The organism is Acinetobacter sp. YT-02 (genome assembly GCF_002412355.1).
GTDB classification, from domain to species: Bacteria; Pseudomonadota; Gammaproteobacteria; order Pseudomonadales; family Moraxellaceae; genus Acinetobacter; species Acinetobacter towneri.
On sequence record NZ_NOZT01000030.1, the window covers coordinates 1 to 21,895 of the forward strand.

The following is a 21,895-nucleotide window of genomic DNA, read 5'->3' on the forward strand; positions in this document are numbered from 1 at the left end:
GGTTGTGTCGTAACTTTCTAAATGGCTCTAACTACCTTTTTTTCAAGGGCTTTTCTTATCCGTAATTCGGGTTAAGTATTGAATTTATCTTCTCTTGTGTCATACATGGCTCGGAGCAAGAAGATGAGGGACTAATAATTATAGTTTGAATTGGACATTTGCAAGAAGTCTAATCATCTTCCATAGCTTCAACACTAATTCATTATAAAAATAAATGACTTTGCGGTAAGATAAAATCCATTACAGATTATACGTATTTCGATTGAATCTTTTGAAGTCGAATACCTCATAAAAAGGATCAAGGCATGCAACAAGAAGTGATCATTGTAGGCGGTGGTATGGTCGGGCTAAGCTTAGCCTTGATGTTGGCTAAGTCAAACATTGCAGTAAAGTTGCTAGAAGCGATTCAATACCCCAATTATGACGATGCTAACCTTGCGCCGTATCATTCCAGTTTTGATGCACGTAACAGTGCCTTGTCGCGTCGCAGCGTACAAATTTACCAAGAGCTAGGTTTATGGGATGCCTTGCAAGAACATGCTACGCCTATTTTAGAAGTTCAAATTACCGAACAAGGTAGTTTTGGCAAGGCACGTTTATTGGCCGAACAAGAAAAAGTCGAAAGCTTTGGTCAGGTGATTGAAAATGCATGGTTAGGTCGGGTGTTACTGACCGAAGTGCGTAAACAACCTTTGATTGAATTGATTGATGGTGTGCAGGTCACCAGTCTTAAACAAGATGCAGATTTTGCCTATATTGAAGCGGTACGTGGTCAGGAACAATTACAGCTTGCTGCCAAACTACTGATTGCTGCCGATGGTCGTGATTCTTTCTGCCGTAAAGCCTTGGGCATTGGTGCATCGGAACATGATTATGACCAAGTAGCGATTGTGACCACAGTGCAAACCTCCAAGCCGCATGCGCATGTGGGTTTTGAGCGTTTTAGTCACTTAGGGCCTTTGGCGTTGCTGCCCCTGCCAGGTGAATATCGCCGTTCTGTGGTGTGGCCTGTGCCAAAAGGGACAGAACATGAATGGATTGGTGATGAAAATGATCAACACTTTTTAAATGCCTTGCAACAAGCCTATGGTGACCGTGCAGGGAAGTTTGAAAAAACAGGACGTCGTTTTAGTTTTCCATTGTCACAAGTTCTGGCAGAAAAACAGGCGGTTGGTCGCCTTGTACTGATGGGTAATGCAGCGCATACCATTCACCCAGTCGCAGGGCAGGGCTTTAACTTGTGTATGCGAGATGCTTACGTATTATTGCGTTATCTCACCGAACAGGCGGCACAGTCAGCAGATTTAGGCGATGCTGCAATGCTGCGTGACTATGAACAATCGCGTTTGAAAGATCAACAGCGAGTCATTAAATTCTGTGACAGCGTGGTACGTGGATTTAGCAATCAAAACCCAATCCTGAAATTTATGCGTAATACAGGCTTAGTCGCGTTTGATACCATTCCAGGCATTAAACCTTTGGTCGCCAATTATGCCATGGGGTTAAAAGCATGATCACAGCAAATCAACAAACGCAAGTGTTAGATGTCGTCATTATTGGTGGCGGCTTGGTGGGAGGCTTAACTGCACTTTTATTGGCAGAAGGGGGTGTGCAGGCTACAGTTTTAGATGCCGCACCTATTTTAGATGCAGAGAAAACCCTTGCAGTTGCCAATCCGCGTGTATTGGCTTTAAGTCAGGCCACCATCCACCTGTTAAAAACAGTCAATGTCTGGTCTAAACTGGCGCGACATATGCCGTATAGCGGCATGCAGGTTTGGAATAAAAATGGCTATGGCGAAATTAACTTTGGGGCAAGTAACGAACGTACACCCGCTATTGAGCAGGCTCTGGGTTCAATGGTCGAGCCAAGCATTTTAAATCTAGCGATTCAGCAGCAAATGTTGCAACAAGTGCAAGATTATCGAACGCAAGTCAAAGTGACCCGTTTAGAGCGTGGTGTTGGCGTTTGGCACATTTATTTGGCCGATGGTACACAATTACAGACTAAGCTAGTCATTGGCGCAGATGGTGCTAACTCCTTTGTGCGCGAACAAGCCTTTATTGATTTTGATGTGTTGGATTATCGTCAGGCAGGTCTAACCTGTGCAATTCGTACTGCGCAGCCGCATCAGTATGTTGCACGTCAAATTTTCTTAGAAACTGGCCCTTTGGCCTATTTACCGATGGCAAGTTTACACGCCGAGCAGGAAGGGCATTGGCAGTCGATTGTTTGGACTTTGCCTGATGATTATGCCGAAGAATATGCCAAACTGAATGATGACGACTTTACCCAACTTTTGACTCGTGAAAGTCATCACATGCTCGGGGAAGTCTTAGAGGCAACCCCACGTGCTATTTTCCCACTGAAAGCACGTGCAGCGCAGCGTTATGTGCAAGATGGTTTGGCACTTATTGGTGATGCCGCGCATGTAATTCATCCGCTTGCAGGGCAAGGTGTGAATATTGGTTGTCTCGATGCAGCCGTGCTGTGTGATGTATTGTTGCATGATTTCAAACGTGGCGTTTGGGCGCATGAGCAAACCCTAAAGCGTTACGAGCATCGTCGTAAAGGACAAAATGATGCCATGATGCATAGCATGTCTGCGATTGGCTGGATGGAAACCACCACTTTATTTCCTGTGGTGTGGGCACGTAACTTTGGTTTAAAACAGGTGGAACAACAGCCTGCGTTAAAAGATGCCTTTATGGCACAAGCCAATGGATTAAGCCTGCTTAAAGACACACGCTACGCGGTTTAAAGCAAAACAGTCGTTTTTTGTACGGTCATACATACCTGATTACGAATTTGGTTAAAAAAGATACGTTTTTTTTAATCTAGACTCTATGCGAAAGGCCAAGAGATTGCTAAATTTCATCGTAATTCATAACCAGTTTTCACTTGGACTAAATTGAAGTCATTTGTGGGGAGATTAAGATGACGGACATGAACGATTACGATGATGTAGAAGATTCAACTGTAGACGAAGATGAAGCGAAAGCGGCTGAAAAAGGTGCAGCAGATTCAGAAGAAGGTGCTGTAGATGGCGATCTTGCAGAAGCAGAAACTCTCACTGTAACTGCCAAACTGAAACAGCGTCAGGCATTGGAAGATGAAGTGGCTGCATTTTTGGCACGTGGCGGAAAAATTACCGAAGTACCGCCAGATGAATCTGCACGAGACTAATCTGTTGCATTTGCTTGCCGAACTTGTTGATTGAATTTATTCGTTGAACTGTTGAGTGAGTTGGGGCGGAGCACTTGCTAGGCAGACTGCTCTAATGCTTATACCTTCAACATAAAAAAGCATCATCTTGTATAAAGGGTGATGCTTTTTTCATGCGCGATGATCGTCATCACTGTTATTGCTCAATCGGCTTATTCAGCTGCTTGGCTTAATTCCAACGCACGTTGATAGGCAATTTTCTTTTTAATCCCTGTTAGATCAGCCGCCAATTGTGATGCTGCTTTTACCGATAAATCTTGCAACAAACGCTGCAATAATTGATCTAATTTTTCTTGTTCCATGTTTTTTTCTTCGCTCGCTCCCCCCACCACCAATACAATTTCACCTTTTTGTTGATGATGATCTGCTGCGATAAATTCAGCCAATTCACCTAAAGTCATTTTTTTAATGGTTTCAAAGGTTTTGGTGATTTCACGGGCAAAGCCAACAGGGCGATCTGCACCAAACACGGCAGCCATATCTTTGACTGAATCTAAAATTCGATGTGGTGCTTCATAAAAAATCAGGGTTTGGGTTTCATCTTTTAGCTTTTCAAGTTGTTGTAATCGCTGTGACTGTTTAGAAGCGAGAAATCCCTGAAAACTAAAGCGATCACTTGGTAAGCCAACCGCACTGAGCGCTGCAATGGCTGCACATGCACCCGGCACAGGAATCACACGAATACCATTGGCTTGTGCTGCACGAACCAGTTTAAAACCTGGGTCGCTAATCAGTGGTGTACCTGCATCGCTAATGAGCGCAATATCTTCGCCATTGAGTAATTTTTGGACTAAAATATCAATCTTGTTACTTTCGTTGTGTTCATGGCAGGCTGTAAGCGGAGTTGAAATATTAAAATGTTTCATTAATTGTGCAGAGGTGCGGGTATCTTCAGCAGCAATTAGGCTGACTGATTTGAGCACATCAATTGCACGGTAGCTCATATCATCTAAGTGACCAATTGGGGTAGCAACAACAAATAACTGGGCACTCATTGAGTTTTCTCCGTGGGAAATAACAAACTAAAATAAAAAAATCAAACACGAAACAACGGCAGTATTGGCTTGCGTCTGATGCAAGTTACAGACCAAGCGCTTATTCTACCTGAATTGCAGTCTGACGTGTGAAACTCGCGTCATCTCACCTCAGAGAATAATATGCCTGATCAGCACAACAAAATAAAAAATTGGATATAGCATGAATAAAAAAATACTGCAGCAAAGCATTGGCACATGGGCAGAGCAGACGGCTTGGCAATATTTACATCAACACGGTTGGCGTATGCTGGAGCAGAATTATCACAGTGTTTTTGGTGAAATAGATGGTATTTTTATTCAAGCAGAACAACTGATTTTTGTAGAAGTTAAAGCGCGTTCGCAAACTGGCTATGGCAAAGCCTACGAAGTGGTGTCTGCATCTAAGCAGCGTAAAATTATGAAAACCGCCATGCAGTTTTTAACAGAATATCCACACTATTCAGAATATTATTGTCGTTTTGATGTGATTTGCTTTGATTTTTCTCAGCAATTTGCAAAAACAGTACAGCAAGACTTTTCCAAATTCCCGTATGATTTGCAATGGATTGAAAATGCTTTTACTTTTGATGCAGACTTGATTAATCTTTGAGTGAAATTTAAAGCAAAAGCATCAGTCGGTGTATTGTTGATCGTGCAAATCTAAGGATGAAATGCACAGCACAAGCCAGAATTGAAAGAAAATAATAGGAGTCTTGCTGAGTGTTCAAGCGTATTGCAGTGACCTTGCTGTGTGTAGCAAGTTTATCGGGTTGTGCAAGTTTTATTTCAAGTGGCACAGGCACTGCGCCAGTGGGTACAGAAAGTGGTGCACGCTCACTTGGGCAAGTGTTTATAGATAACTCTATTGAACGTACTGCAAAAATTAATTTATATAAACTGGATTCACGTTTTAAACAATCACGTGTCAATATAGAAAGTTTTCATGGCAATGTGTTGTTGACAGGGCAAGTGCCTGACGCGCATTTAAAACAGTTGGCAGAAGACAATCTGCGTGCCATGAGTGATGTAAAAACCATCCACAATTATATTACAGTGGGTAATCAAATCAGCTATAGCACCATTATGCAGGACACCACGGTTACTGCAAATACCCGTGGTTTGATTATGAAAGCACCTGTGGTGTCAGACAGCAAAGTGCGTATTCATACCGAAGATGGTGTGTTGTATGTGATGGGACGTTTAAACAATGCAGAATTGCAGGATTTAAACCAAGTGCTACAACAAGTGGGCAATGTCACTAAAATTATTACCCTGATTGATAATATTGAGCTACAACCGAGCAACAATGCGAACTTTGTCAGCCCAATGGTTGCTCCAGAAACACAAACGCCAGTCGCGATTGACCCAGATCAGGTTGAACCGACACATGTTCAATAATGTGGAACACTGGTTTAAACAACTGAATAAAACTTTAGAACAGGCGAAACGTATTTATGAAGAATTTCGCCTGTATGATTTGGGCAGCTATGCGCTGAACCGTTTAACGCCACGTCAGGGTTATACCGTTCAAAGCAATATTGCTTATGGTTTACGCGCACGGCATCGTTTGGATTTGTACCGCACCATAACACCACGCCCGCAGCGTCCACTCATGGTGTTTGTGCATGGTGGGGCATGGTCACGTGGCGATAAGCAGGATTATCGTTTTGTGGGCGAAGCTTTTGCAAAAGAAGGCTTTGATGTTGCGGTGATGAACTATCAACTCGCGCCACAGCATATTTTTCCCACCTATATTGATGATTTAACTCTTGCACTGAATTACTTGACTCAGCAGCAACACAAACTGGGTATTTCTACGGCACAGGTGGTATTGATGGGACATTCGGCTGGGGCATTTAATGTGATGTCCTTGTTGTACCATCCCCAGCCCTATGCTTTAAGCTGTAAAGATCACATTCGTGCGATTATTGGTTTGGCAGGGCCTTATCATTTTGATTATAAGGATGATCCGCTATGTGCCGATGCCTTTGATCAAGAGGTGCCGTATCAGGATGTGATGCCGTATTATTTTGTGGAGCCGAATTCAGTCAAACACTATTTATTGGTGGCAGAAAAAGATCAAATTGTGGGGGCAAGTAATGCCACAGACTTCGACCACGTATTAAAGAAATATGGCAATCATAGTGAAATTATTGTCATTCCAAAAACAGGGCATGTCAGTGTTATGGCATCGGTGTCGAGTTTGTTTAGTCGTTTCTTTGCGACCAAACGCCAAATTATGCGTGCTTTAGATCAGGCACTTAAAGATGCGTGATGTTGATTGATCTTCTGTGGAAAATGGTAATTAAAAAAACCGTTGCAGCTTATGGGGTGCAACGGTTTTTTAAATGCAAGATTGCGAATTAGACTTATAGCCAAGCTTTGGTGTCATCTGCCACAGGCGTGCCTTGGGTCACATGCATAATCATGGCATGGGCGATACTGCCTTTAAATGGAATATCAGGCAGTTGATCAAACTTAAAGAACTGTGCATCACGAATTTCTTCTTCCTGTAACTGAATTTCACCGCCTGCATATTCAGCTTTAAAGGCGATCATTAAGTTACTTGGAAAAGGCCACGGCTGGCTGGCAAGATACTGAATATTTTTAAGTTGTACGCCAACTTCTTCAAAAGTTTCACGACGTACTGCTTCTTCGAGTGTTTCACCCACTTCAACAAAGCCTGCGATTAAACCGTAAATGGGCAGTTTATTGCGTGCATTACGCGCCAATAAGACTTCATCTTCACCACGAGTAATCACGGTAATGACACATGGATTTACGCGCGGATATTGGTGATAGCCACAAGCTGGGCAGACCATGGCATATTGAGTCGCATGGACTTCGGTTTTATGACCGCAATGGCTGCAGAATTTGTGGTTGCGACGCCATTCGAGTAACTGAATGGCACGGCTAGCTTGTTCAAACTGTTGGGTGTTCCAGACTTGTAAAAGTTGTCGGATTGGAACCAGTTGAAAGCCTTCAGGGATAGATTCATCTTCAAGTAGATCTCGGGCAATCACTTGATCACCCGAGCTAAAACTTAAATCACTTGCCAACTTTTCCACACGTGGTAATTGGAAGTTTTCATCGACCAAAAGTTGTTGTTGCTGAAAAATATATGCAAGTGAGAGTTCAGTCATTAGGCTACAGTTTTCAATTTTTCACTACTGTCCAATGCTACCTTAAACATGCTTTGTAGAACAGGTTGTTTGTTCTTTAAATTGTCAATCAGCATGTCTGCACTGGCAAGCGTATCTAAGATATTGTTGACTTGTTCAGCAGTTAAGTTTTGTCCTGCTTCGACTTGTGCATGCACAAAATCTGCAGATACTTTCAGTGCTTTTTGACCACTTTCAGCATTCAAGAACAACATTGCCCCTGCAACTTCACGAATTTGCGCTGAAGTATGCTCTAAATCTGCAACACTTTGAGTTTGTAGGTGCTGTGTCAGTGTTTGCGTGATTAAGTCAATCAGTAACTTGGTTTCAGTCAGCAAGGCTTCGTGTGCTTCATCTAAACGATCTAGCGAAATGTTCATGTTATTCACACGTAACTGCAAACGGCTAGAGGTGTGGTGACGTTCAAGCACACCGATTGAGTTCATGGCCGATAAAATCACGTTCATTAATTGCTGGGCAAAGTTTTCATCTTTGAGTAATTCAGGACGGCTTAATGATTCAGCTTGGCGTTGTAAGTCCAAATGCGCTTCATTTAAGTTCAAGACTTTAAACAAGTTTGCTAACTCTGTTAATTTGCCTTGTAATTCCAGCGTTTTTTCAGGACTCATGTTTTGATAGTTGTATTCAATATCATTGCGAATTTGTGTCATTTCTGTGGTGACCAAATCGCTAATGGTATGCATGGTGTCAAAATCTGGACCATATAAATGACGGCTGAATACTTGGAGCTGCATGTCGGTGAGTAAGTCTTCACCAATATTCATTTGACTGCGAATATGTTGAGAAATTTCATCTTCTTGACTAATACACAGGCTCAACACATTCGCAAGATCAGACAAGCTGGCGGTAAAGCTTTCTGGCGTAGCAAAGTATTGACGCATATTGTGCTCAATACTAATAAAAGTACGCAAACGTGGCTCATTCAACAACAAGTTATCAATATGGTTAAAGGCAACGTGTACTAAGCCCCAATATTGCTGACTCGGATGTTGTTCTGCCAAACCTGCCAAATACGTTCCTACCAGTTTAATCGCTTGAAGATCCATGGCAGATTCTTCTTGCTTGAGCAGCTTATGTAATGACAGTTTATATAAGCGATGCACATAAGCCGACTTTTCTAAAGAAGGCACTTGCGGCAATTGGAAACTTGGAGTGATGCAGTCCAATAAAGTTTCAATATGCTGACCTTCTTGAGTCAATGGTTTACCCAATGCCAATTCTAAACGGTTTAAAGTGTCGAGTAGGAATTGTGGAATTTTAACTTCACGTAGGCAAATAAACTCAATATAACGCTTGAGCATGGTGGTGCCTTCGCTAAGTGCAATGACTTCCAGCGTGTTGATATTGCTTGGATTCCCCATAATTTTACGCATCAGCTCTGCTGAGTATTGCGCAATTTTTGCCAAGCTTTCCATATCAATTAAGGCTAAAACCTGAGCACACTGTTCAAACTGATTCAGTGCATCATCAATCCCAAAAGGCAAAGTTTGATCTTCTGCTAAGGTGCTTACTGCGGATTCAACCAGTTTGATAGAATTATCAACCTCATTTTTTATTATCAGTAAGGCAGTTGGATCAAAATGTATAGAGGTTTGGTAAGACATGGATCTGCACCTTTCCTAGTGTTTTATCTGTTTGTTGGTTCTTTGCAAAATACACAAAGTCCTATTTGCTTTAACTATAACTGAACTGGCAAATCTTTAAATACATAAAATTACAAAACTCGTAGATTTTATTTGGCAAAAAAGCAAGGTTTACCGTGTTTTTCTTCAAATTGTTTGACCCAATTCTCATGTGCAGCCAATTCTTCTTCTGATGGCAGAATCACAGCAAGATCAATATCAATACTTAAACGATCACTTTGACGTTGCTGTTCTTCGCTTGCAGACAGAGCATCCATATCAAAGGCGACTTGTCCGCCAGTCATTGCCAAGTAAACATCGGCTAGAATTTCAGCATCTAGTAATGCGCCGTGGAACGTACGGTCACGCGCAGGAATTTCATAGCGTCTGACGAGCGCATCGAGTGAGTTTTTTTGCCCAGGATGCTTACTTTTTGCCATGAGCAGTGAGTCGGTCACTTCGCATACTTCGGACAAATTGCCCAACCCCGCACGACTGAACTCCATATCTAAGAAGTTCATATCGAAGGTGGCGTTATGCGCAATAATTTCTGCACCTTTAAGATATTGATACAGCACATCGGCAATTTCGGCAAACTTGGGTTTGTCTTTTAAGAACTCATCTGAAATACCGTGAATGTTTTCTGATTCACCGACCAGTTTTTCAGGCTGAATATAAATGTGGATGGAACTGCCCGTGAGTTTACGGTTAATCATTTCCAGCGCACCGACTTCAATAATTCGGTCACCATCTTGATAGTAAAAACCTGTGGTTTCAGTATCTAGAATCAATTGGCGTGGACCATGCAAGCTTAGCGTGGCAGGGGTAATCACAATGTGTGGATGATTGGAAAGATCATTTACTGCTGCTGTATCGGCTTCAACGGCATTGATTGCAGTTTCAATTGTTGTTTCTGTTTCTGTTTCTGTTTCTGTTTCTGTTTCTGTTTCTGTGGCTAGGCGTGTGGTTGGCGTCTGCATTATTTCAAGATCGACCTTGACCTGATGATTGTTGTGTACGTCGATTTCTACAGGACGATGCAGCGTACTTGTTTCAATTTCTACATCTTCTTCGATCAAGTCAAAACCGAAAGGATCGTCGAGCAACCAATCAGATTCCGCTTTTTTTTTATCATTTGGGGTAAGCTCGAGCGCAGGGCGAATGTGTTGAGCCGTATTTGTAGTTAAGGTTTTCTGAATTTGATCTGCACCTAAATTGGCAAGCTGATCTGCCATTTCATTGCCTACATGTCCTGCATGACCTTTAATCCAGTGCCATTCAATTTCACGCCCTTGACAGGTGGCATCTAATTTTTGCCAAAGGTCAGGGTTTTTGACATCTTTCCAGTTTTTCTTTTTCCAGCCGTGAATCCACTCGGTAATGCCTTGTTTGACGTAATTGGAGTCAGTCCAAATAATCAGCTTGGCATCCATTGGGCAAAATAAAATGCCTTCAATCGCTGCAGTCAATTCCATACGGTTATTGGTGGTTTGAGCTTCGCCACCATATAATTTATGTTCTTCTTGTTCAGTAACAATATACGCACCCCAGCCACCCAAGCCAGGATTACCACGACAAGCACCATCAACATATAAAGTGATTGTTTGAGACATAAATCAGATCCGCAGGTTGTGCAAAATAAATCAAAATGAAAAGCTATTGTATATCGCAAATTCGGTTTAGACGTGTAAATCCTGTCTATTTTTTAATTTCTTGTAACATTTATAGACGAAACGCGCTAAATTAATGCCTTGTGTCGTTGTCTAGCTCTACTACAATGGCAAGTCTAAAAAATAATTTATATACGAGTTGTTTGGATTTTTTTATGTATAAACCAACCACGCGCATGTGGCAGCCGACTTTACCTTCATTTTTAAAAATTACAGTTTTAGGTTCAGCATTGGCTGCCCTTGGCTTGATGACGGGCTGTAGCTCGACGCAGGGTGCGAGCAAGCCACTCACTTCAAGTCAGGTCGGTTCGGGTTATTTAGATGCCAGTACTTTAGATGGTCTGGAAGATTTACTCTCTGCAACCGATATGCGCGCGGTAGAAGGTGACCGTTTATTAATTTTAAAACACGGTGATGTCTGGAAGCGTATGACCGTTGGTTTCAAAATGGATTTAAACCATTGGAACCCACGTATTGAAGCGCAGCGAGGCTGGTTTATTTCACGTCAACCGTATTTGGATCGTTTAAGTGCGCGTGCGTCACGTTATTTGTATCACACGGTTAAAGAAGCTGAACGTCGTGGTATGCCAACTGAATTGGCGTTGTTACCTGTGATTGAAAGTTCCTATGACCCTGCAGCAACCAGTAGCGCAGCTGCCGCAGGTTTATGGCAGTTCATTCCAAGTACAGGGCGTATTTACGGCTTAAAACAAACTTCGATGTACGATGGTCGCCGAGATGTCGTGGAGTCGACTCGTGCTGCCTATGAGTTTTTGGGCAGTTTGTATAATCAGTTTGGTTCTTGGGAATTGGCATTGGCGGCTTATAACGCAGGCCCGGGTCGTATTCAACAAGCCATTAACCGCAATAAAGCTGCAGGTTTACCAACCGATTATTGGTCTTTAAAACTGCCGCAAGAAACCATGAACTATGTGCCGCGTTTCTTGGCGGTAGCACAAATTATTAAAAGCCCGCATGCTTATGGCGTGTCTTTACCCCCAATTGCCAACCGTCCACACTTCCGTGAAATTAATGTGGGCGCGGTGAATTTAAATGATGTGGCCAATATTACCGGTCTCAGCCGTGCCGAACTGTATTCGCTCAACCCTGGACATCGTGGGGATCGGATTGACACCCAAAGTCCAATGCGTATTTTGATTCCTGCAGATTTAAGCCCAACAGTCGATGCACGATTGAAAAAACTACAAGGTGGTGGCGGTTTATGGGCAAGCAATAGCAGCAACACACCATCGTTTTCATCTTCTGGTGTGACCATTACACCATCTAAATCTGAGCCACCTGCGTTAACGACCAGTACAACAACCAGAACGACTACAGGCAAGCCTGCTGCCTCTACGGCAGTCACAACTACCACTACACCAAGCACAGCATCGACTACAGCCAGTGTTTCAAAACCAGCAACGACTACGCCTACACGTTTGTCACGTACGCCACAAGGTTCGGACGCTTTGGCAGCATTTGCTGCGGGTAGCGATATTCCAAGTGCGCCGCGTATTCCTGTTGCTGTTACACCTGCTGCCAATATTCAGCCTGTGCGGATTGAACCACCAATTTCCAATACTGAGCGTGAGCAAATTCTTGCAGCAGTGCAGGCAGAAGGTAGCAATAAAACTGTAGAAGAAGTGTTGCAGCCTGTGGCTTCTAAAGCAGAACAAGAACAACTTGTGGCTGAGTTAAAACAAATTGCGCCTCAAGGCACTGAAATTGTTGATCCATACGATGGAAAAATTAAGCTGACCGCTATTCAGACCAGTCTGTCTGTTGCAGAGCAGCAAGGTAAAGAATTAACCAAAGGTTTTGCTTACCCGAAAAGTGTGGCAGAAAATACGCGCCTAGATTCAGAAGAAGCAAAGCGTAACCAAGGTAAGAATTATGTGCGTACGGAGTCTGAAGTGGTGGTCGTACCACCAAAAGGCAAACGTACCACGTACACCGTGTTAGCGGGGGACACCTTGGCCAGTATTGCCATGAAAAATGGCTTGAACTGGCGTGATATTGCCAAGTGGAACCAAATTGCTCCAGATGCAACTTTGTATGTGGGCACCAGTATTTATTTATACGACGCCAAGCCACAAGTACAGGCAGAGCCTGCTAAGCCAAAAACCATGCCTGAGCAATACGTGGTGCAAGCCAATGATACCTTAACAGGTGTCGCCAGTCAGTTTGGTTTAACTGTAAAACAATTGGCAGATTTTAATAACTTAAGCACCACCAGTGGCTTATTTGTAGGGCAGCGTCTAAGTTTAAAAGAAACGGCTGCATCTAAAGCCAAAGCAGAAGCCGACAAAAAAGCCGCAGAACAGGCTGCAAAAATCGCAACCAAAACTTACGTAGTGAAGCGTGGCGAATACTTAAAACTGATTGCAGACCGTTATGCCTTGTCAAATCAGGAATTGGCTGATTTAACTCCAGGTTTAAACGCGAACAGTAGCTTATTGGTTGGGCAACGCATTAATGTGCCTGTAAATGAAGTGACTGCACAAAAAACGGAAGCGAGCAAAGCTGAAGCCAGTAAGTCAGAAACAAAAGCAGCAGAGCCAAACTATCCGACTGAAAACTACCAAGTACAGCGTGGTGATACTTTATCGAGCATTGCCAACCAAGCCAAAATTTCTTTGGCAGAACTCGCCAGTTTAAATAATATAAGCACGCAAAGCGGTGTGCGCATTGGTCAAACCCTCAAAGTGCCTGCAGGTGTCAATGTGCCTGAGCGTTATACGGTACAACGTGGCGATACCTTATCGGCGATTTCGACAAAATATAATCTCAGCCAAGACTATATTGCAGACTTAAACAATCTAAGCCGTAACAGTGGTTTAAGAGCAGGACAAATTCTTAAACTCACGGGTGATGTTCCTGAGAAAAAAGCCCAAGTTGAAGCGGTGGCTGAAACCACCAATGATATTCACGTGGTCAAAGCAGGGGAAACTTTAAGCAGTATTGCGCGCCAATATAAATTGCAATTGAATTATTTGGCAGAGCTGAATGACCTTTCACGTACTGCCAATGTCCGCATTGGACAACGCTTAAAAGTCGATGCCAGCGCTGCAAAAAATGAAGTAAAAACAGAGGTCGTAAGTGCTGCGAAAAGCAGCAGTAGTAAAGCCACCGAAACTTATACCGTTAAAAGTGGTGAGTCTTTAAATTCGATTGCCAGCCGTGTGGGTGTGTCGGTTGCAGAATTGGCGAGTTTAAATAACTTAACGCCACGTTCAGGTTTACGCATTGGACAAAATATTCAAGTTCCCAAAACCGTAACTGAATATAAAGTGAAACGTGGGGATACGCTGATTGGCTTATCCAGTCGTTATGGCATCGACACCAAAGCATTGGCAGATTTAAATGATATGCAGCCAAATACTCAATTGCGTATTGGCGATGTGATTAAAGTCCCGAAACTGTAAAGTTTAATCCTGAGGATGTCATGTTTTGACGGCATCCTCAGGAATACTGCACAAGGAGCTGTGTGCATGTCATTTGCCATAAAAAAGACACATCAATATCTGGGCTGTATTTTAGGTTGTGTGGTCTTGCCGCAGTTTGGATGGGCTGCGTTACAAACCACGCCCTATATTGCCGTACATAGCCAGCCTCAGTATGTGGGGCGCTCGGCTATGCCTTATGCCAACCCGCAAGCGCCCAAAGGTGGCGATTTAATTCGTGCCAGTAATGGCACTTTTGATAATTTAAATGACATGAATGGCAAGGGCAGCTCAACCGATGGGGTGAGTTTTATATTCGATTCACTCATGAGCAGTTCTTTAGATGAGCCGGGGGTGATGTATCCCTTATTGGCAGAAAAAGTCAGCTATGACCCCAAGCAAACTGCATTTGTCATTTTTCATTTAAATCCTAAAGCTAAATTTAGTGATGGCAGCCCAGTTACAGCAGATGATGTGAAATTCAGTTTTGATGCTTTTCAGACCAAGTCTAATCCAGGTTTGCAAATGTATTTATCCGATTTAGATAAAACCACGGTCTTGTCTAAGCATCAGGTTAAAGTCAGTTTTAAATCCACTAACAATGCAGAAATGCCGCTGATTTTGTCGCAAATGCCAATCTATTCTAAAAAAGACTGGCAAAAGCGTGACTTTACCCGCATCACACTAGAACCGATTTTAGGTTCAGGGCCGTATCTTATTGAGCGGATTGATGCAGGGCGCAGCATTACTTATAAGCGTAATCCAAATTATTGGGGCAAAGATTTACCCGTAAATAAAGGGCGCTATAATTTTGACCGCCTGAAGTATGTTTATTATCGCAATCTGGATATTGCCTTCGAAGGGTTTAAGTCGGGGCAATACACGTTGCATGAAGAATATACCGCACGAAAATGGGTCACTGAATATCGTTTTCCTGCTGTGAATGCGGGCATGGTGGTCAAGCATAAATTTCAGCACCAAAACCCAATTCCGACCCAAAGTTTTGTTTTTAATACCCGCAGACATGCGTTTCAGGATATTCGTTTTAGGCAGGCTTTAACCTACGCTTATGATTTTGAATGGCAAAACAAAGCCTTGTTTTATGGGCAATATCGCCGTTTGCAAAGTTATTTTTCTAACAGTGAATTAGAAGCCAAAGGCACACCTTCAGCCGCAGAATTGTCTGTTTTAAAACCCTATTTGGCCAAGCTGCATCCTATTCAACGCCAAGGCGTATTGCAAAATTGGCAGTATCCTGTGACTGATGCCAGTGGCTTTAACCGTAACGGCTTGCTTAAAGCCCGTGAATTGCTTTTGAAAGCGGGTTATCGTTTTCAGCAAGGTAAATTGGTCGATGCCAAAGGCAAAGCCATTCAAATTGAATTTTTAATTCATCAGGATGGTTTGCAACGCACATTAGTGCCTTTTGTGCGCAATATGAAACGTCTGGGCGTTACGGTAAATATTCGGCATGTCGATGTGCCGCAATATATTGAACGCATGCGCCGTGCCGATTTTGATATGACCACCAGTGTCATGCCGCAATCTTTAAGTCCAGGCAATGAGCAAGCACAGCTTTGGAGTAGTGCTGCCGCAGATCAACCAGGAAACTATAATTACGCAGGCATTAAAAACCCAGTAATTGATGAAGTGGTACAACAGTTGATTCGTGCGCCTAATCGTGAACAATTGATTGTGCGTACCAAAGTTTTGGATCGTTTATTGCGTGCGGGGTATTATCAAATTCCAACCTATGGCAAAGGTGAAAACTGGTATGCCTATTGGAATATGTATCGTCAGCCCGCCATCAAACCTAAACTATCGGCAGGAATTGATTATTGGTGGAGTGATGCTGCCCAAGCCAAGAAAGTTGCACATTATTTACGTCAACAATAACGATTTTAAAACTCAAGCATGACAGTGTTTGCGATAAACCAGAACATTGCCAAAAGGTAAGTACATGGGCACATACATACTCAAAAGATTGCTCCTGATTATTCCAACCTTGTTTTTCATTTTATTGATTAACTTTGTGGTGATTCAAATTGCACCGGGCGGTCCAGTCGAACAGGCGATTCAGCAAGCCGAAGCCTTTCAGGGCATGGGGGCGACAGGCGGTGAAACTGCTGCAACCTCCAATAGCAGCAATTATCAAGGTGCTAAAGGTTTAAGTGATGAAATGGTCGCAAAAATCGAAGCGCAATATGGATTCGATAAACCTGCACATGAACGCTTTTGGCAAATGCTCACCAGCTATGTGCAGTTCGATTTTGGCACCAGCTTTTTTAAAGATAAACCTGTGACCCAATTGTTATGGGAAAAATTACCTGTATCGCTATCTTTAGGTTTATGGAGCACCTTGCTGATTTATTTAATTTCTATTCCTTTAGGCATTAAAAAAGCCCGTCAGCATGGCTTGTTGTTTGATAAAGCCACTTCTATTTTGTTGGCAGTCGGTTATGCCATTCCTGCGTTTGCCTTTGCTATTTTGCTGATTGTATTTTTTGCGGGTGGTTCATATTTTCAGTGGTTCCCCTTACAGGGTTTGGTGTCTGAGAACTTTGCACAATTAAGTCTGTGGGGAAAAATTACCGATTATTTTTGGCACATAACTTTGCCTTTATTGGCGATGGTGATTGGTGGTTTTGCAGGGCTGACTTATCTCACCAAATACTCGTTTATGGAAGAATTAAACAAGCAGTATGTGTTGGCGGCACGTTCTAAAGGTCTAACCGAATCGCGTGTGTTATATGGGCATGTGTTTCGTAATGCCATGCTAATTGTAATTGCAGGTTTGCCCGAAGCGTTGGTGGGTATTTTCTTTGTCGGGAACTTGTTCATCGAAATTATTTTTAATTTGGATGGATTAGGCCTGCTTGGTTTTGAGGCGATTGTGCAGCGTGATTATCCTGTAATTTTTGGTACTTTGTTTATTTTTACCTTATTGGGCTTAATTCTGCGCTTAATCAGTGATGTGTTATATCAGGTGATTGACCCACGTATTAGTTTTGAGTCGCGAGGGGCAAAATAATGTCACCGATCATGCAGGCACGTGTGCAGCGTTTTAAACAGAATAAATTGGGTTTTGGTTGTTTCATTGTCTTTATCATTATTTTTGTATTGTCCTTGGCTGCAGAATTGATTGCCAATGACAAACCGTTATTGGTCAAATATGAGCAATCTTTATATCTGCCAGTGTTAAAGGCTTATCCTGAAACGACTTTTGGGGGCGTATTTGAAACCGAAGCCGATTATAAAGACCCTGTGGTGCAACAACTGATTGCAGACCGAGGATGGGCAGTTTGGCCGCTCATTGAGTTTTCTTACCAGACTCCGAATTTAGATTTGACCGTGCCTGTACCTTCACCACCAACTGCACAAAACTGGCTAGGTACAGATGACCAAGGACGTGATGTGTTGGCGCGAATTTTATATGGCTTGCGTGTATCGCTGTTATTTGGCTTTGCATTGACTTTTGCATCGGCAGCTCTAGGTATTTTGGTCGGGGCAATACAGGGCTACTACGGTGGTTGGGTTGATTTAATTGGTCAGCGTGTTTTAGAAGTGTGGGGTGGTTTACCGATGCTGTTCATGGTGATGATTTTGGTCAGCATGTTTACCCCAAGTGTGTATTGGTTATTTGTAATTATGCTGCTGTTTGGCTGGACGACACTGGTCGGCTTAGTTCGGGCAGAGTTTTTACGCGCCCGAAATTTTGATTATGTCCTTGCAGCGCGAAGTTTAGGCGTAACCGATCGTACCATTATGTTTCGGCATATTTTACCCAATGCCATGAGTTCGAGTTTGTCGCAGTTGCCATTTATGCTAACCGCCAATATTACAGCTTTAACTGCACTGGATTTTTTAGGTTATGGCTTACCGCCCGATGCAGCATCTTTAGGTGAGTTGCTGTTACAAGGCAAAAATAATTTAAATGCACCGTGGTTAGCGTTGTCAGGCTTTTTTACCTTAGCGATTGTGCTGTCCTTGTTGATTTATATTGGAGAAGCGACCCGTGATGCATTCGATCCAAGACGTTAAACCTTCAAATGCGTCACAGCCTGCAGTATTGCTAACAGTCAGTCATCTGCATATTCGGCAGCAGGAACAGGTTTTGCTGCACGATTTAAACTTTGAGCTGCATGCAGGCGAAACTATTGCGTTAGTCGGTGAAAGTGGTTCTGGAAAATCTATTAGCAGTTTGGCGTTGCTAGGTTTATTGCCCGAACATTTACAGGTGCAAGGTCAGGCAATCTTTGCAGAACAGGATTTACTTCGCCTTAAACCGCAACAATTGCGGCAAGTTCGTGGTCAAAAAATTGCCATGATTTTTCAGGAACCGATGACGGCTTTAAATCCGTTGCATCGCGTGGAAAAAATTATTGGTGAAAGTTTGTTGCTCCAAGGTTGGAGCAAGGAAAAAACGCGTGCTCGGGTATTGCAATTACTTGAGGATGTTGGCATTCCTCAGCCTGAAGAAAAACTAAAGCGTTACCCACATGAATTATCTGGGGGGCAACGTCAGCGAGTGATGATCGCAATGGCGTTGGCACTTGATCCCGATATTTTAATTGCCGATGAACCAACCACTGCTTTAGATGTCACTTTGCAGGCGCAGATTTTGGATTTATTAAAAAGCCTGCAAGTGCGTCATAATATGGCCATGATTTTGATCAGCCACGATTTGAACTTGGTCAAACAATATGCAGATCAGGTCATTGTCATGAATCATGGACGGGTCGAAGAACAGGGCAGTGTGGCAGATATTTTTAATAGACCGCAGCAAGCCTATACTCAAAATTTGTTAAACCATGATTTTGGCGAAGCTTTGCAAATTGATGAGTTGCCGACTGTTTTGGCGTTAGATCAGGTTGCTGTGAAATTCCCGATTAAACAAGGCTTGCTGAATCGGGTTAAAGATTATGTGGTTGCGGTTGAACCGTTAAGCTTCGAACTTCCGCAAGGTCAATCGATTGGTATTGTTGGTGAAAGCGGTTCGGGTAAAAGTTCATTGGCACTTTCCATTGCAAGACTGATTGAAAGTGAGGGAAAAATTGAACTACTTGGGCAAGATCTGAATCAACTGAATGAACGCCAATTGCGTCCCTTACGTCAGCAGTTTCAAATTGTATTTCAAGACCCGTTTAGCAGCTTAAATCCACGTTTAAATGTGGAGCAAACCATTGGTGAGGGTTTGGCATTGCAACAATTGTCCAAGCCTGAAATCATCCAGCGCATTGATGAAGCTCTAAGCAAAGTGGAATTGCCTGTGAGTTTTAAACAACGCTATCCGCATGAATTGTCGGGTGGGCAACGTCAACGGATTGCATTAGCACGCGCGTTGGTGCTGCGTCCTAAACTGTTAATTATGGATGAGCCGACTTCTGCCTTAGACCGTACCACGCAACGTGCTGTCGTGCAGCTGTTACGCCGTTTGCAGCAGCAAGAACAGATGAGCTATTTGTTTATTAGCCACGATTTGCAAGTGGTGAAAGCACTGTGTCAAAAAGTGTTGGTGCTGCATCAAGCGAAAGTCATGGAATTTCAAGATACTGTACAGTTATTTAGCCATCCGCAAACAGAATATACCCGTCAATTGATTGCTGCCAGTGAGTATTAAACCTTCAATATTTTTAAACAGCTATTTCGGCTGGCTGACTTGTTCACCATTTTGACAATAAGATTTGTCAAAATGGCATTGACCTGTTCCGAAAAATCTTTAGAGTAAAAAAGACCAATAAAACACAATACGGAACAGTGTATGAGCCATCTTGCCGAAACAATTCAGATTCGTAATACCATGTTTAAAAATCGCATCATTAAAGGCGCGATGAGTGAGGCGCTTGCCAACACGGCAGGGCAGCCGAATAGCCTGCATTTAGGTCTATATGAAGCATGGGCAAAAGGTGGTTTGGGCTGTGCCATCACTGGCAACGTAATGGTCGATTTACGTGCCAAAAATGAACCGGGTGTTGTGGGAATTGAATCAGACCGAGATATAGAAAAGCTCAAACAGTGGGCAGAAGTTGGTAAACGTTATGGCATGGTGCAATTGGTACAGTTGTCACATCCTGGGCGGCAATGTCCGAAAGGTTTGAATAAAGAAACGGTTGCACCTTCGGCTGTGCCTTTTAGTCCAAGTTTAGCTTTGAGTTTTGGTACACCACGTGAACTACATGAAGATGAAATCCTCGATATTATTCAGCGTTTTGCCAAAGCTGCACAGATTTGTGAGCAAGCGGGCTTTGAAGGGATTCAACTGCATGGTGCGCATGGCTATTTGATCAGCCAGTTTTTATCGCCACTGACCAATAAACGCCAAGACCAATGGGGCGGCAATATTGAAAACCGTATGCGCTTTTTGATGCAAATTTATCAAGCGGTACGTGCAGCGACCTCAGACAATTTTATTGTATCAGTCAAACTAAACTCTGCAGATTTTCAACGTGGCGGCATCACTGAAGAAGAAGTGATTAGCGTGTTTAAAGCCATGGATGAAGCAGGTATAGATATGATTGAAATTTCAGGTGGTACTTATGAAGCACCCGCGATGGCAGGCTCTAAAGCTGATAAACGTAAACCAAGTACCATTGCCCGTGAAGCCTATTTTTTATCTTTTGCGGAATTGATTCGCAGTCAGGTGAAATGCCACTTAATGGTGACAGGTGGTTTTAGAACGGTAGTTGCCATGAATGCTGCTTTGGACAGTGGTGCATGTGACTTTATTGGGATCGCCCGACCATTTGCGGTAGAAACCGATTTAGCCAACCGTTTGTTGGCGGGTCAAGATGTACGTTACGGGGTCGATAAAATTAAAACTGGTATCCCGATGATTGATAAAATGGCAATTATGGAAATTATTTGGTATGCCGCGCAGTTCAAAGCAATTGCACAAGGCAAGCGTCCAAACCCGAAACTCTCGCCTTTAAAAGTCTTTTTCAAATATTTAAAAGGCAATTTAACTGCGGTGATTAAAGGACAGGTCAACTCACGTAAATCAGCTTGATTCGTATTTTTCAAACCTCAGTGGACGGATTCAAAGCTTAAACTATGGTTTTTGAATCAGTCCGCACAGATTGAAATATAAAACTAATGCGTTAGATAGCAAAAAGCCCAAGTCATATTGATTGGGCTTTTTGTTGAGATGTAAACATCTCGAATATGGCGTCCCTACGGGGATTCGAACCCCGGTTACCGCCGTGAAAGGGCGATGTCCTAGGCCTCTAGACGATAGGGACAAATAGAAGTTTATATTTTTAAACCATGTAACAACCAATGCAGTTGTTGAGAATATGGCGTCCCTACGGGGATTCGAACCCCGGTTACCGCCGTGAAAGGGCGATGTCCTAGGCCTCTAGACGATAGGGACTTAAAAAAATATCTACTTCTGAAATTGGCGTCCCTACGGGGATTCGAACCCCGGTTACCGCCGTGAAAGGGCGATGTCCTAGGCCTCTAGACGATAGGGACGTTTCAGAGGTGGGCGTATAATAGGGCGTATAAGGGGGGGTGTCAAACGCTTTTCTGCAATAATTCTGAAAAAAATGTTCAACTGAATAAAATTAAAACTATTCTGCTGTCGTGATACGTTTGAAGCGGTAAAAACATGCTTTTCAAGTTATTTTTAAATGGACACATTTATTAGAGCAGCATGATTTTCTTTGTATTTTGCAGTATTCATTGCTAATCAACACAACTCAAAAAACAAGGCAATCCGAAGATCGCCCCTATTGTTTT

General features: G+C 42.9%; 16 protein-coding genes and 3 tRNA genes. 12 read left to right on the forward strand and 7 right to left on the reverse strand.

Annotation, left to right across the window (positions count from 1 at the left end):
- Positions 1-305: 305 nt before the first annotated feature.
- From ubiH to CF596_RS08695, 3 genes are all read left to right on the forward strand, one after another.
- Entirely contained in the window at positions 306-1,514 is a 1,209-nt protein-coding gene (gene ubiH / locus CF596_RS08685) for a 2-octaprenyl-6-methoxyphenyl hydroxylase (protein WP_096902155.1), read from the forward strand.
- Positions 1,511-2,761: an FAD-dependent monooxygenase gene (locus tag CF596_RS08690; RefSeq protein WP_096902157.1), complete on the forward strand. Its 1,251-nt coding sequence runs from the start codon at positions 1,511-1,513 to the stop codon at positions 2,759-2,761. Before ubiH ends, CF596_RS08690 begins: the two co-directional genes overlap by 4 nt.
- 176 nt (positions 2,762-2,937) lie before the next feature.
- Positions 2,938-3,186, forward strand: coding sequence for a hypothetical protein (locus tag CF596_RS08695; RefSeq protein ID WP_096902159.1), 249 nt, complete (start codon positions 2,938-2,940; stop codon positions 3,184-3,186).
- A 191-nt stretch (positions 3,187-3,377) separates the two neighbouring features.
- On the opposite strand, the gene rsmI is transcribed toward CF596_RS08695, so the two are convergent.
- The gene (rsmI, locus tag CF596_RS08700) at positions 3,378-4,220 is read right to left on the reverse strand and encodes a 16S rRNA (cytidine(1402)-2'-O)-methyltransferase (RefSeq protein ID WP_096902162.1); all 843 of its coding nucleotides are present in this window, start codon (positions 4,218-4,220) and stop codon (positions 3,378-3,380) included.
- A gap of 202 nt (positions 4,221-4,422) precedes the next feature.
- Here rsmI and CF596_RS08705 point away from each other — a divergent pair, with 202 nt between their 5' ends.
- From CF596_RS08705 to CF596_RS08715, 3 genes are all read left to right on the forward strand, one after another.
- Complete coding sequence (locus CF596_RS08705) at positions 4,423-4,851, forward strand: YraN family protein (protein WP_096902164.1); 429 nt, start codon at positions 4,423-4,425, stop codon at positions 4,849-4,851.
- Positions 4,852-4,961: 110 nt separating this feature from the next.
- Positions 4,962-5,639 (forward strand): BON domain-containing protein, encoded by a 678-nt coding sequence (locus CF596_RS08710; protein WP_096902166.1) that lies wholly within the window; start codon positions 4,962-4,964, stop codon positions 5,637-5,639.
- Entirely contained in the window at positions 5,629-6,516 is an 888-nt protein-coding gene (locus CF596_RS08715) for an alpha/beta hydrolase (protein ID WP_096902167.1), read from the forward strand. The genes CF596_RS08710 and CF596_RS08715 overlap by 11 nt, the downstream gene beginning before the upstream one ends.
- Positions 6,517-6,610: 94 nt before the next feature.
- Here the strand turns inward: CF596_RS08715 and nudC are convergent, their stop codons facing one another.
- The 3 genes from nudC to dnaQ form a co-directional block, all read right to left on the reverse strand.
- Entirely contained in the window at positions 6,611-7,384 is a 774-nt protein-coding gene (gene nudC, locus CF596_RS08720; protein WP_096902169.1) for an NAD(+) diphosphatase, read from the reverse strand.
- Positions 7,384-9,027 (reverse strand): chemotaxis protein, encoded by a 1,644-nt coding sequence (locus CF596_RS08725; protein ID WP_096902171.1) that lies wholly within the window; start codon positions 9,025-9,027, stop codon positions 7,384-7,386. The genes nudC and CF596_RS08725 overlap by 1 nt, the downstream gene beginning before the upstream one ends.
- A gap of 128 nt (positions 9,028-9,155) precedes the next feature.
- Positions 9,156-10,658, reverse strand: a complete 1,503-nt coding sequence (dnaQ, locus tag CF596_RS08730; protein ID WP_096902173.1) for a DNA polymerase III subunit epsilon — start codon at positions 10,656-10,658, stop codon at positions 9,156-9,158.
- 212 nt (positions 10,659-10,870) lie between these two features.
- Between dnaQ and CF596_RS08735 the strand changes: the two genes are divergently transcribed.
- From CF596_RS08735 to CF596_RS08760, 6 genes are all read left to right on the forward strand, one after another.
- Complete coding sequence (locus CF596_RS08735; RefSeq protein ID WP_096902174.1) at positions 10,871-14,140, forward strand: LysM peptidoglycan-binding domain-containing protein; 3,270 nt, start codon at positions 10,871-10,873, stop codon at positions 14,138-14,140.
- 66 nt (positions 14,141-14,206) lie between these two features.
- Positions 14,207-16,054: an extracellular solute-binding protein gene (locus CF596_RS08740; protein ID WP_004972660.1), complete on the forward strand. Its 1,848-nt coding sequence runs from the start codon at positions 14,207-14,209 to the stop codon at positions 16,052-16,054.
- Between the two features lie 64 nt (positions 16,055-16,118).
- Positions 16,119-17,189 (forward strand): microcin C ABC transporter permease YejB, encoded by a 1,071-nt coding sequence (gene yejB, locus CF596_RS08745; protein ID WP_096902176.1) that lies wholly within the window; start codon positions 16,119-16,121, stop codon positions 17,187-17,189.
- Positions 17,189-18,199, forward strand: a complete 1,011-nt coding sequence (locus tag CF596_RS08750; protein WP_096902177.1) for an ABC transporter permease — start codon at positions 17,189-17,191, stop codon at positions 18,197-18,199. Before yejB ends, CF596_RS08750 begins: the two co-directional genes overlap by 1 nt.
- Entirely contained in the window at positions 18,177-19,778 is a 1,602-nt protein-coding gene (locus CF596_RS08755; protein ID WP_096902179.1) for a dipeptide ABC transporter ATP-binding protein, read from the forward strand. Before CF596_RS08750 ends, CF596_RS08755 begins: the two co-directional genes overlap by 23 nt.
- Before the next feature lie 141 nt (positions 19,779-19,919).
- Entirely contained in the window at positions 19,920-21,164 is a 1,245-nt protein-coding gene (locus CF596_RS08760) for an NADH:flavin oxidoreductase/NADH oxidase family protein (protein WP_004972669.1), read from the forward strand.
- Positions 21,165-21,320: 156 nt separating this feature from the next.
- On the opposite strand, the gene CF596_RS08765 is transcribed toward CF596_RS08760, so the two are convergent.
- The 3 genes from CF596_RS08765 to CF596_RS08775 all read right to left on the reverse strand — a co-directional run bounded on the left by CF596_RS08765 (position 21,321) and on the right by CF596_RS08775 (position 21,628).
- Positions 21,321-21,396: transfer RNA gene (locus CF596_RS08765), tRNA-Glu, on the reverse strand.
- A 55-nt stretch (positions 21,397-21,451) separates the two neighbouring features.
- Positions 21,452-21,527, reverse strand: a tRNA-Glu gene (locus tag CF596_RS08770).
- Between the two features lie 25 nt (positions 21,528-21,552).
- Positions 21,553-21,628, reverse strand: a tRNA-Glu gene (locus CF596_RS08775).
- Positions 21,629-21,895: the final 267 nt, after the last annotated feature.